This is a genomic window from Salegentibacter lacus, assembly GCF_020164555.1.
Lineage (GTDB): Bacteria > Bacteroidota > Bacteroidia > Flavobacteriales > Flavobacteriaceae > Salegentibacter > Salegentibacter lacus.
Genome location: NZ_JAIQZB010000036.1, coordinates 1 through 12,117, shown reverse-complemented (window position 1 = coordinate 12,117; position 12,117 = coordinate 1). Strand labels below are relative to the sequence as shown.

Below are 12,117 nucleotides of genomic sequence, written 5' to 3'. Positions count from 1 at the left end.
CTGTTTTAGGATCAACCGATCTCAGAGCAAGGCTACAATATTCAATAACCTGATCACAAAAATGGTTCAGGGCAATGTCACCTATCAATCGCAAATTATAAGTAACTAACTACTGACCTCTATAAAATTATTTTATAGCATCGAACTTTTAATAGCCCCCCTGGTTAAACCTAATTCTGTATAAGGGGATACGGTAATTAAACATGATATACCTATAAAACTTAGGAAAGTGGAGGAGATGTTGGCCACTTCTTAGCATTCACTTTGATTTTTTGAATATCTTCTTTGACCTCGTATGTTGAAATAACTTCCTTATCTTTCAAGCCTTTTATTAATTTGAGGTTTTCAGAAGTCTCTGGTATCTTTGGATGTTGATAGGCTTTTACCATATCCGAATAATCTCCTCCAAGCCTATTAACTAATACTCGTAACTGGCTTTTGGAGTAATATTTTAAATTGAGATTTAGCAATTTTATTTTAATCTCTACAGAATCTTTATGCTTGAATAAATCCCTGAGAAAAGTGTATTCGACTTCTTCGACTTTCAGGTCGGCAAAGATTGACATTACGGATTTAGATAGACTTTTATCCGCAGTCAGGAAGGATTGGTCTAGGTTTTCAATATATTGTTTTTTATCCTTTATATTGATGATTTCAGATTCAAGTAAATAATGGACATCCCCTTCCTCTAATTTGTATTCTGCAAAATTGTCGGAAAATAAATCCCAATTCAGTTCTATTAAGTTTAAATAGAGATATTGACTTGCACCTTTTAATTTATTAAAATATTCTAAGTTCAGCTTGATGGTTTTATTTTCTATTAAAGCTTTTGCTTTTTTTGTATCAATTTTGTCCACCTCTATGTGTTGCCAATCTTTGTGCAATGATTTAAGAAGTCTTGAATAATTTTGAATGCTAAGGTTGGAATTGTTTATTATTGATAATGCAAGAAATGTCTCAGGTTCACTTTCTTCTTCTAGATTGCCTTTAGTTAACAGGTGGTTTTCTAAAACTTTTGAAACCGAATCAGAATCTAGAAACTCTTCTAAGGACTCGCTTAATTTGGTATCGGTACCCAAGGCTTGGAAATAGTCTAAAACGTTATCCCAATTGATTTTTAAACGCTTTGTTTTTAATAGGATTTCTTTTGCTTCAACATCGTATATTTCTGAAATGTCATTTACAATGTTCTTAGACTTATTAATAATTAACTCTTTTTGAATATCAGTTAGCTCCTCGGCATCTAATAAATAAATTAGAGTTCTTTCGGATTCTTCTTTATTCTTGGGTAACTCTAGAAATACGTTGTCAATGTATGAACTAATTTCTTTTTTTACGTATCTAACAAGAGGTTCAAAATTAGATTTTAATATTGAGGTTAAGTTAGCACTATCTATCTGTTGCTCAGTCAGCTTCTCTTCAGTATAATTGTCCAGGATGAATGAAATATTGCCATAATTTATTTGATAAAAATTTTCAAGAACAATGTAATCTTGTAGTTCCTTATTTTCAGAGGATTTAAAAATTGAAATATCTCGGAAATGTAGATTCATTTTTTTTATAATCTCTGTTGTGAATTCTAATTTTCCGTAGGAGGCAAAGTATTCTAAACTGAATGATTCATTTATTAGGAAAGATTTGAAATTTGATTTTGTACCGATTTTTACTAAATTATCAACTGTCGAATTTTCAATTATAAGAATGAATAATCGTTCAATTTGATTCCTATCGTAATTATAGCTATCAATAAATTTCCATATTGTATCCCATTTTGAGGTTAATATTGAAAATAATTGATTGTTCGTTTCAGAGTTAACGATAAAATCTTCTAAGAAATTAATAGCATACTCATTTTCTGAAATAATTAAACTAACAATCTCATTTATTTGATTTTGGTATTTACCCTTATGATTTAGAAGATACTCGAGAAGGCTTATGTTTAAAGTGGCCTGTTTTGCAAAAAATCCTTTTGGAATCCTCTGAATTACATGTCTTGAATTTTTTATAGATTGATGTATGTCGTTGTTTACTTCATTCAGGACATTTAGAATGAATTTTTGTTCATCAATCGTAACTTCTGTATCATAAAACTTAGATATATAATTATTATAGTGCTCATCGATATAACCATTTCTTACGAGGAAAATAATTAATCTTTCATCTATTAAATTCTTTTCGCTTAGAAGATATTCTTCGATAGAGTATTCTTGCAAGATTTGATAAATAGTTTTAGTAGTTAAAATACTTATCTCCCTTTTATTTATACTTATTTCCCTCTTTTTTTCTTCAATCTGGTTATTGGTCTTTTGAGTTATTAAATTTTCTCTTTCATGGTACTTTAAGTCTGACTCTATTTCATTTTCTATATCATTAAAACTGAATGATTCAGGAAGTTGATTTTCATATCCGTTCTGTCTTATACCATAAAATTTGGAATTAGAAACTTTCAGTAATTCTTCAAAATTTGATTCTTCTAGTAGCTCATTAAACCTTGTTCTTTCGTTTAAAAAAATGGAGGTCGCATTTTTTGGAGCAATTTTAAGTAGTGTACTGATATATATTCCTCTTAATTCAGAAATATTTATTTCTATTAAGTTTTCTAAATCATCAATCTCTTTCAAAAGATTGGTATTTTTCAATTTTAAGTTATCCACTTTTGAATTAATAAAAGTGGTTTTATGGTCTATAAGCTTGTAAAGGTTACCCTTATTCTTTTGGAGTAAATCGAAGTCTTCTGGTTTTAAGTTTTTATAGGCAATTAAGGCAAGTAATTTATTCTGGTCTGGAATTTCTACTTGTGATTCTCTATAAATAAAATATTCGTTACATATATTATTAATCATTCGCATATCATTTATAAAAAATGATATCTGACCTATAAACTCGTTTGAAATATTTGTAACCGAATCTTTGCTTTTATTAGCTTTCTTTTTTAATTCTTTTTTTTGAGCAGGTGCTTTAGGGATTTTTTTGAGCAAGTCCAGTCTTCTTTTTAATTGTAATTTAGAATTGGAGTAGTCAACAACTGGGATTACTGGAATAGTTAAATCAAAAAATTTAGTTCGGTTTTCGCCTTCAAAAATGTCATCTCTTACTGCATAAAGGAATATTACTTTTTTACGGACTTGGCTTGATTTATTAATCAAATAATTTATCTCTCTTAATTTGGAAAAAATTTGGGTGTCATTAAACCTATCTAAATCTTCAATAACTACTAGGTCGAGTTTAGTCCGTTCAAAGAAATATAATACCTCATCAAGATGTTTATTTAGAATGGATTCGTCAACATTCTCACCAATATCAATCTCTCCCTTTACACTTATTCGAGTAATTTTAGAATTGTTGACGAATCTAATACCTTTATGATATACGAAGACTGCTAATCCGCCAAATAGGATTGTTCCTAGAAGGATTGCCACAAAATCAAAATCTTTACTACCATCCCATAAAAAAGGATTTAACTTTTTAAAATTATCATATTGAAATAGGATAAAAGCAGAATAGAGCCATAGTATGACTAAAATAGTGTAGGAAAATAATTCACCCGATTTGAAACCAATAATCCTTTTAAATCTTGAATCTGGTAATTTCTTAGGTGATACTCGATATATTATTTGTTGAAGAATGCTTAATTCTAACAGCTTTTGGTATTTTCTGAATTCGTCCTCATCTTGATTTGGTTTTTCTTGTGATTTGGAATCTTTTGAAATAATTAAATCTAATTGATTCTGGTATGCAGTAAGTTCTTTCTTTCCTGACTCTGCTTTTCTAATAGTACTAGGCTTTTTGAAATTCGCCAAAGAGATTTCTAGCACGTTGAGCACTCCTTTCTTTTGAGAAATGAACGTTTTTATAATGCTGCTTTTACCAGAGCCATAGGACCCAGCTAGTGCAATATTCGTAACATCTTCTTTCTGAACACCCTCTTCCAATGAAATTAGATATTCGTTAATAGAATTATCTTGAACAATTATTGGGGATAACGGGGTCAAATAATTTGTAACAGTTAAATACTGTTCTTTGATTTTGTTTGTATTCTTCTCTGAAATTTCAATAAGATACTTGTAAAGTGAAAGTTTCCATTTTTTCACTTTACCAATTTTATTTTTTGACATATGGTTAGATAGGTAAACAGATATTGGTAAAATTACTAAAATTTGTTAAGATTCTTTTAATGAGGATTATAACTCTTAGAGATGAAAAAAGGCCACTATTGAAAGTGGCCTTCACATTAAAGTAAGCTATTTTCGTCATAGCTATAGTGGTCTTCAAAAAGTAAATAAAGGCTATTTGAATTCTGAAGAGCATTAACCACCTGTTTAAGGTTTTGAGTATCAGAACCTCCCCATTTACCTTCGTGTCCAGTTACGAAATCATCAAGAAGTACATTGACCCACTTATTTTGGAAATCAATTTCATTATTTCTAAAAATTAGTTCGTGGAGGTTATTTTGCCGCTTTAAAGCAATATAAGTTCGAACTATAGCCTCTCCATCCGTAAAGAGAGGTTTGTCATAATGCTTATTGATAAAGTCAATTAGAAGCATCTTACTAGCTTCGGAAAATCTGTTGTGCATAAATAATATTATATATAATTAATAATTCAGTTTCTGTGGATTTTTGGTGAGGTAATCCACGCTTGGACCTCTGAGTTGTACTTTCTCGCAATAGAGACTAAAATCGTCTTCTAGATAAAATTGAAGCACCTTATTTAATATGGGTTTTAATACCTCATGTTTTTCATCTGCTAGCATGTGCACATGTAGTCTTTCTTTTTTATCTTCCTCAATTGTAGATAAATAATTTACTGTTGGAGTAGCCTCTTTTATTATTTTTATTAATTCCTGGTGATATTCTAAATCGTAATAGTCTTTAGTGGTATAACTGATATTACTTTCCCAGTTGTGACTATACCAAGTATGGCTTTTGTTTTTTCTTGGTTGTTTTAATTCAAATTCATCTAGCAACCTATAACTGATATAGTACCTTCTACCTTTCTTGAAGATTAGTCCCTTAGCCTTGTTCTTTTCGTAAATATCCTTAACCATGTTCTTTAATGATTTATAACTAATATTTTTTAGCTCTACTAAGTCTTTGAGCTTATACCATTTCTTAAGTTTTTTATTGTTTAAAGTCTTTAATAATTGATAAAATCTTGTTCTTTCATTTTGTTTCATAAAAAGTATTATTTGAATAATCCTGTTATTCAACAAAGGCATTTTTAGGCCCTGTAACTATAAGTATCAACCTAAAAAGGGAAAAGTTTCTAAAAATTCACTTTTAGTATTTAACATTCTGTAAAACAGGTTTTTAAAATTATAATTAAACTCAGAGAATGTTGATTTAGTTCCACTTTACCCCTTTTTTTATCAGTTTTCGGTTTTCATTAAGGCTGATTGTATATCCGCATATTTGTAATAAACTCTATTACCAATGGAATAGGATTTCAGTATATGTGCCTTATTCCAATTATGAAGTGTCCGCTGGGAAACCTTAAAGAGGTTTGCAGTTTCTCTTTTGGTTAATAACTTATTTTTAAAATTTGGGGCAGGCGTCATATTGCTTATTGCCTTCTCCAATTTTTCAAATTTTTCATCTAGCTCTTTACTGCTATAGTTGTCTATTTCAATAAATTTTCTTCTCATAGTATTTGTTTTACAATCTGATTGCAAGCTACTACGAGAGGAGGGTATAAAGCAAGAGGTTGGTGAGGGTAAAAGGCTGTTTTCTAGGGTGTTAACTTAATTCAGTTAATGGCTTTAGCATAAAATCTTGACTTATAGAAGTATATGAATTCCTATATTCTCTAATTTAACATTTAATTCTTTAAAATTTAAGAATAATATAACATATTAGATTTGTTTTTATCACTTATAAATGACTTTTCTTAGATTAATTAAATCAAAGAATGGAATAAAATCATCAATCTTGGGTATTTGGAAGAATAAAATACTGGTTTAATTAATTTTGAAAGACTTGAAAAATTTAGTTTTAAGAAAAGAATTTATGCTTGCCAATTTTCTTTGCTCGTTGGAGGTCATTTACTTTTATATAATTATAGAAAGTCCGTTCCTGGCGATGCCCAGAGATAGCCATAATATCCGCAGTAGGTATTCCTGCGAGATAACCATTAGTGCAAAAACTTCTTCTTGCGGTATGATTTGATATGAATTTATACTTAGGTTCTGTTGAATCTCTTTTTATCCCGCCTTGGGTTGTGGTTTTAGTTGTAAGTTCCGTTATACCTGCTATTTTCCCAATAATTTTAATGCTGTAATTAATATGCTGGTTTGGAATGCTTGAAGGAGGGTTGCCGTTATTTTTACTAAGAATTTGTTTTACCATACTATTAATGGGGATGGTTATAGGTCTTTTCCCTTTTTTCATTGATAACCTAAAAAACATAGTGTCATCAGTGTCGGTAAATAAATGAGACTCATTTAAATTATTGAAATCGCTAACTCGTAAACCTGTCGCACATCCAACTAAAAACAAATCTCTTGCCTTTTCAAGCATATCTCGTGTAATTCTCACCCCGTTTTCTATTTTGCCTCGGAAGGAGGATAAATCAGCTTTATAAATAGAATTTATTTCAGACTGATTTAAGAAAATATTATTTATTTGTTCAGAAGGTTTTCTAAAATACTTTTTCCTGAAATCTAAATTGGTATTATAGCCTCTTTCTGTGGCTGAGTTTAAAATTGTTTTCAAAATTTTTATATGGGTTCCAATATAGTTGGTGCTATAATCTTGCTCTTGTGTCCATTGGATGTAATTATCATAGAATTCTAATGTGATGTTATGGTAATCTACCTTGTATACCTCATCATTAAACCGATTTATAAGGTTAAAAGCATTGTTGTATGTGCGGGCTGTGCCTGGAGAAAGAGGTTCTCCTGTTGTCGGTAGGGGATGTGTTTTATGGTGTTCAATGTACCATTTGTAAAATTTAAGGAATGGAACCGTCTGGTTCTTTTCATCGTGGTTTTCTATTTTGTTGAAGAATATATCACAGTACTCCCTAAGTGTTGAATTATCTAAAATCTGTTTCTCAGTGATTGTCTTGGTTGTATAAAATTCTTCTATGCCTGTTTGTAGCTTGTTCAGTTCGTTATTTATGTGAATTTTAAACTTTTCACCGATAACATTTTTAATTCTCATTTTGTTGGCATCCCAATTCTTGACATTTTGAATTTGTAATCCTGTTCCATATCGGAAGCGATTACCTTTGCCGTAATTGAATTCAAGTTGAATATTTCCGTTTGTACCAGTTGTCGATTTCCTTACTCTGAATTTAGTCGTAGCCATGAGAGGTTGTTTTTGCTAATATAATAAAATGTGACAATATTTGTGACACTTTATGTTTCTTAGAATGAAATTACATATAGTTAATAATTAAAATGTTTTAGGTATTAAACCCTTTAAATAAAGGTTTTGAAAGCTATGGGTGAATGAAACTGTAGGAATTTAAAAGAAGCTAAAGGAAATGTTTTGTGACCCTGGCAAGGTCACTTTTAGAGAATTCAAATGATATCAAAACCCTGTAAATACTATGATTTACAGGGTTTTATGTTTTTTAGGGGTTTTGTTAGAAAGACTTTTATTATATTTAATATCTAACAAATCGTCAACATAAAAATTTATCCTGTCAACATGTTGACAGTTTGATTACCAGTAGCTTAAATTTTTTTGTGGATTTGACTTTCGTCTTTTAACTGAATATTAATTTAAAGACGATACCTATGCGTACTTCTAAAACATTTTCCATCTTATTCTGGGTGTATGCTTCCAGAGTGAAAAACAATCAAACAAATCTCTACGTTCGAATTTCTCTAGATAGCCGTAGAGTAAACATTAGTTTAAAATCTAAAGTCCCATTTGATCTTTGGGATTCTTCTACACAACGTGTCGATGGTAATACTAAACAAGCGAGGGAGGCTAATAATCTCATTTCGGAGACCAGAACAAAGATTTTTCAGAATTACCAGGACTTGAGGTTTCAGAATAAAAAAGTAACCGCTGATCTTCTTAAATCGAATTTTTTAGGGGAAGGACCTAGGGATAAAACCCTGTTGGATATTTTAGAATATCACAGGCAAAAGATTGAGAAAACGCTTACAAAAGGAACCATCCGTAATTTTGGTGTTACAGAGAAATATGTTCTTAAATTCTTAAATGAAGAACTTAAGACAACTACTATCTACCTGAACGAACTTAACTATAAGTTCATCAATGATTTTGCAAATTTCCTTTTTAACTACTGGCCCAAGGGACACGTGAATGCTATGAGCCATAATACTGTGATGAAGCATTTACAAAGACTTCGTAAAATAGTAACTCTTGCTTTTCATTTGGAATGGGTTGAAAAGGATCCTTTTATACGATGGAAACCTACTTTTCAGAAAAAGGAACGAGACTTTCTAAATCTTAATGAGTTAAAACAAATCGAGGATTTTAATTTTCATAATAATCGTTTGGATAGGGTGAGAGATTTATTTGTTTTTAGCTGTTATACAGGAATCAGTTTTACAGATATGAATGATTTAACCAAGGATAATGTTAGGAATGGTCTGGACGGCCAGAAGTGGCTTTTCACTTCAAGAAATAAGACTAAAGCCAAAGTTAAGATACCTTTACTAGATAAAGCTCTAGAGATACTCGAAAAGTACAACGAACATCCAATGACCGAAATAACCCAAAGTCTTTTACCAGTTATAACTAATGTTAAGGTTAATCTTTATTTAAAGGAAGTAGCTGATCTATGTGATATCAAGAAGAATTTAACCTTTCATATGGCCAGGCATACTTTTGCTACTACTGTTACGCTTTCCAATGGAGTGCCTATAGAAACTGTCTCTAAGCTTTTGGGGCATACGAAAATAGCAACAACCCAAATATATGCGCGAGTTCTTGAAGATAAATTAAGTCAGGATATGTCTGAACTTAGTCGGAAGCTTAGAAATTGGAAACCTAATATTTAATTAGAGATTAAATAAAATCTGATAGTAGGCATTTGACCAATTTTGTTCTTAAGGCTTTTTATACATCGAAAATTGGGATAATGAAAGTGGTGGTGTTCTTAAAATCCTCGGAATAGATATAATTTTAAGTGACTAGTTCAAGGTCAAAAGCTTAAAGCCTTATTAATTGGTTTATTTTCAAGGCTTTTTTTGTTTTTGGTAGTTTTTGTTCTCCGTTTTTTTAAATCCTTTAAAATGCTATAAATCAGAATATATGAAAAAACTATTTCTCGATGATATCCGTACACTAGGAATGGTAAATGGACCACTCTTACTGTGAATTAAATGAATAACATACCGTAATTCGCGATTCGCGAATCGCGAATTGAGAAATATTTGCTATTTTTGGTAATAATTAAATAGCATGACCATGAAGAAACATAGCGGAATGAGACCGCACGATATAGTGATACTTCTTAAAATAGCAGCAAAGCAGGATAGAAGTTGGTATATGAAAGATCTTTCATATGAGCTTGGTATAAGTGGAAGTGAGATTAGTGAAAGTATTAATAGATCGGTAATTGCGGGCTTAATTTTTCCGGACAAAAAACGATTAATGAAAACAGCTCTTCTGGATTTTCTTCAATATGGATTACCACATGTTTATCCTCAACAACCTGGGGCATTGGTACGAGGAGTAGCAACGGCACATTCGGCACCACCATTAAATGAAGTTATTGAAAGTCAGGAGGCTTATGTATGGCCATATGGTAAAGGTGACTTAAGAGGGCAATCAATTGAGCCATTACATCCTAACGTTCCCGAAGCTTGTTTAAAAGACAAGAAGTTTTATGAGCTAATGTCTCTTTGCGATGTACTAAGAGTTGGAAGAGCCCGTGAAAAAAATCTCGCTATTGTAGAATTGAAAAACGGTCTATGCTAAAAAATACTATAATAAATCGCAAAGCCACCAGTAAGGTTGCAGTGGCGTTAGGAGAACTGAATAAAGATGTAGTTTATGTAGGTGGTGCCATGGTAAGTCTATATATAGACGATAAGGCAGCTGAGGATGTAAGGCCAACAAAAGACATTGATATTACTTTAGAGATTGCAAATGTTGGAGAGCTCGAAAAACTACGTGTAGCACTTGAAAATAAAGGTTTTGTACAATCTGCAGAGGACGACGTTATTTGTAGATTCAGGTTAAAAGAAATTAAAGTGGACGTAATGTCTACTACCGAGGTGGGGTGGGCTCCGGCAAATCCCTGGTTTGAATCGGGATTTAAAAACTCAATAACTATAGAAGTCGAAAAGATGCCAATCAGGATTCTTACCTTGCCTTATTTTTTAGCAACTAAGTTTGCAGCTTTTGAAGGTCGGGGAGGAAATGATCCTCGAATGAGTCATGATTTTGAAGATATTGTTTATCTCCTAAACTACACTTCTAATTTTAAAAAACAAATTTCGGCTTCCGATCCGGAGGTTCAAGAGTACTTGAAGGAACAGTTTGCTGCTATCCAGGAAAAGGCAAATATGCAGGAAGCAATAATCGCAAACCTATATCATGAAGATCAACAAATTCGCTTCGATCGAATTATGGAAGAAATAAAAGAACTAACCAATGGCATTTAACGAGCTTAATAGCGTAGAACATTATATAGTCCATCAACTAAGTGGTGTGAATCTGAATAAGGACGAGGCTGCAGATTCCGGTAGTAATTGGGGAAGCTTAAACGCCAATAAGACCTTCTATAAGTTGGTTAGATGGCGCTCATGAAGTTCATAATTTTATGAAAATGCAGTGCCTCAATTATTTGTTCCAAACATTTTATCCTTTGACAGTGAGGGTAAAGAACTCTATTCCGGTGCAGTGAGAATGTTGTCTAAATCGATTTGATCTAAGATAACGCTGTATTGCTAAGGGTATCTTTGCAATTTTTGACTGAAATTCTAATAGTAAATTTTCCATAATTGCTTTCTGTAAAAAGCAATTATACTTGTTTTGTGCTTTTTTAAGAAAGCAATTTGTTGTTTTTTACTTTCTGATTGAAGCAAGATTACCTACAAACATAAATATCAGCGTTGGGAAATTCTTTACATGCTTTCAGATATTTTTCAACGAATGGCACAAGGTTCTCATAAAAACCCCATCCGTTACTCGAGTTGAATTGCTTAAAATATTCAGGTCTTGATTCTAGATCCTTCAATCCTTTTTCAAGTAATTTAATAATATTTTTTGCTTTAGTGGAATTAATTTCTTCAGGCCGCCATAATGCTTGATAAATGTCAGCTTCTGCTGCCATTTTATTTAAGTTGTGAGTGATATTGGCCCAATACAATTCTTCTTCTTTCTCAATATACGTTTTACCTTCATCGTAACTTAAATGTACTTTTCTAATTAATTGAACATCTAAACTCATAATTATTTTTAATTAGTACTGTTCACCTGTACTAGCATTATATAATTGCCCGAAAGCAGTATTGCAATTACAATTGTCCCCAAGTTGTTTTCGTTAACTAAGTAAAATAAAAAGAGGATAAACGTAAAAATAAATTGGATTAAATTTTGAATTTGATACATTTTTTAAATCTATAATGGCTCTCCATAGTTTTTATTCGTACTAGTATGCAAGTTGTCGCGGTTATGGGACAGTGACTTAGACTTTAGATCTTTTTCTATTTCGTCAGCTTTTAGTATCCAGTTTCGTGCGCAGGCTTGCCAATTTGTAATTGGATTTTTACCATTTAATTTCCAGCCTATGGATTCATAAAAATTATAGAATTTTTTAGCTTCCAGGACACTTCTATTTTTTTCTTTGAAATAGTCAATAACCACTTGTTCATTTTCTGGACAAGTGGTTGTAAAAAAGTTTATTATATGTTTATTCTTACTGTTTATTAATAGATACCAATGAGGCTGTCTGAAAAGGCAGCCTTTTTTGTTGTATTATTTTCTGGTTTTTAGTATTTTCATGTAATGAAAGCCAAAGCAGTATTTAAGACCTATGACCAGTCGCAGTTAAGTCTTTTGCCTCCCAGTTATGATGATCTGGTCCCTGCCCATCATCCCGTTAGGATCGTCAATACGATTATTGATCAAATCGACATCGCTGACCTGGAGCGAAGTTATAAAGGAGGAGGTACTTCCAGTTACCATC

At 31.6% G+C, this 12,117-nt stretch carries 10 protein-coding genes and 2 pseudogenes; 6 read left to right on the top strand and 6 right to left on the bottom strand.

Going from position 1 to position 12,117, the window contains the following annotated elements; translation table 11 throughout:
- Positions 1 to 109: pseudogene (locus LB465_RS17660) on the top strand (IS1595 family transposase); the annotation flags it as partial.
- Positions 110 to 221: 112 nt separating this feature from the next.
- Here LB465_RS17660 and LB465_RS17655 read toward each other — a convergent pair.
- The 5 genes from LB465_RS17655 to LB465_RS17635 form a co-directional block, all read right to left on the bottom strand.
- The gene (locus LB465_RS17655) at positions 222 to 4,091 is read right to left on the bottom strand and encodes a YobI family P-loop NTPase (RefSeq protein WP_224471242.1); all 3,870 of its coding nucleotides are present in this window, start codon (positions 4,089 to 4,091) and stop codon (positions 222 to 224) included.
- A 140-nt stretch (positions 4,092 to 4,231) separates the two neighbouring features.
- A complete protein-coding gene (locus LB465_RS17650; protein ID WP_224471241.1) occupies positions 4,232 to 4,576 on the bottom strand; it encodes a hypothetical protein in 345 nt (114 codons plus the stop codon).
- A gap of 18 nt (positions 4,577 to 4,594) precedes the next feature.
- Entirely contained in the window at positions 4,595 to 5,176 is a 582-nt protein-coding gene (locus LB465_RS17645; RefSeq protein WP_224471240.1) for a hypothetical protein, read from the bottom strand.
- A 192-nt stretch (positions 5,177 to 5,368) separates the two neighbouring features.
- Positions 5,369 to 5,644 carry a helix-turn-helix domain-containing protein gene (locus LB465_RS17640; RefSeq protein ID WP_224471239.1) on the bottom strand — a complete coding sequence of 92 codons (276 nt, stop codon included), beginning with the start codon at positions 5,642 to 5,644 and terminating at the stop codon, positions 5,369 to 5,371.
- A 346-nt stretch (positions 5,645 to 5,990) separates the two neighbouring features.
- Entirely contained in the window at positions 5,991 to 7,307 is a 1,317-nt protein-coding gene (locus LB465_RS17635) for a tyrosine-type recombinase/integrase (RefSeq protein WP_224471238.1), read from the bottom strand.
- Between the two features lie 434 nt (positions 7,308 to 7,741).
- Between LB465_RS17635 and LB465_RS17630 the strand changes: the two genes are divergently transcribed.
- The 4 genes from LB465_RS17630 to LB465_RS17615 all read left to right on the top strand — a co-directional run bounded on the left by LB465_RS17630 (position 7,742) and on the right by LB465_RS17615 (position 10,736).
- Positions 7,742 to 8,980, top strand: coding sequence for a site-specific integrase (locus tag LB465_RS17630; RefSeq protein WP_224471237.1), 1,239 nt, complete (start codon positions 7,742 to 7,744; stop codon positions 8,978 to 8,980).
- A gap of 409 nt (positions 8,981 to 9,389) precedes the next feature.
- A complete protein-coding gene (locus LB465_RS17625) occupies positions 9,390 to 9,902 on the top strand; it encodes a hypothetical protein (RefSeq protein WP_224471236.1) in 513 nt (170 codons plus the stop codon).
- Positions 9,896 to 10,591 (top strand): nucleotidyl transferase AbiEii/AbiGii toxin family protein, encoded by a 696-nt coding sequence (locus tag LB465_RS17620; protein ID WP_224471235.1) that lies wholly within the window; start codon positions 9,896 to 9,898, stop codon positions 10,589 to 10,591. Before LB465_RS17625 ends, LB465_RS17620 begins: the two co-directional genes overlap by 7 nt.
- Positions 10,581 to 10,736 (top strand): hypothetical protein, encoded by a 156-nt coding sequence (locus tag LB465_RS17615; RefSeq protein ID WP_224471234.1) that lies wholly within the window; start codon positions 10,581 to 10,583, stop codon positions 10,734 to 10,736. Before LB465_RS17620 ends, LB465_RS17615 begins: the two co-directional genes overlap by 11 nt.
- Positions 10,737 to 11,016: 280 nt before the next feature.
- Here the strand turns inward: LB465_RS17615 and LB465_RS17610 are convergent, their stop codons facing one another.
- Positions 11,017 to 11,379, bottom strand: a complete 363-nt coding sequence (locus tag LB465_RS17610) for a hypothetical protein (protein ID WP_224471233.1) — start codon at positions 11,377 to 11,379, stop codon at positions 11,017 to 11,019.
- A 557-nt stretch (positions 11,380 to 11,936) separates the two neighbouring features.
- Between LB465_RS17610 and LB465_RS17605 the strand changes: the two are divergent.
- Positions 11,937 to 12,117: pseudogene (locus tag LB465_RS17605) on the top strand (IS5/IS1182 family transposase); the annotation flags it as partial.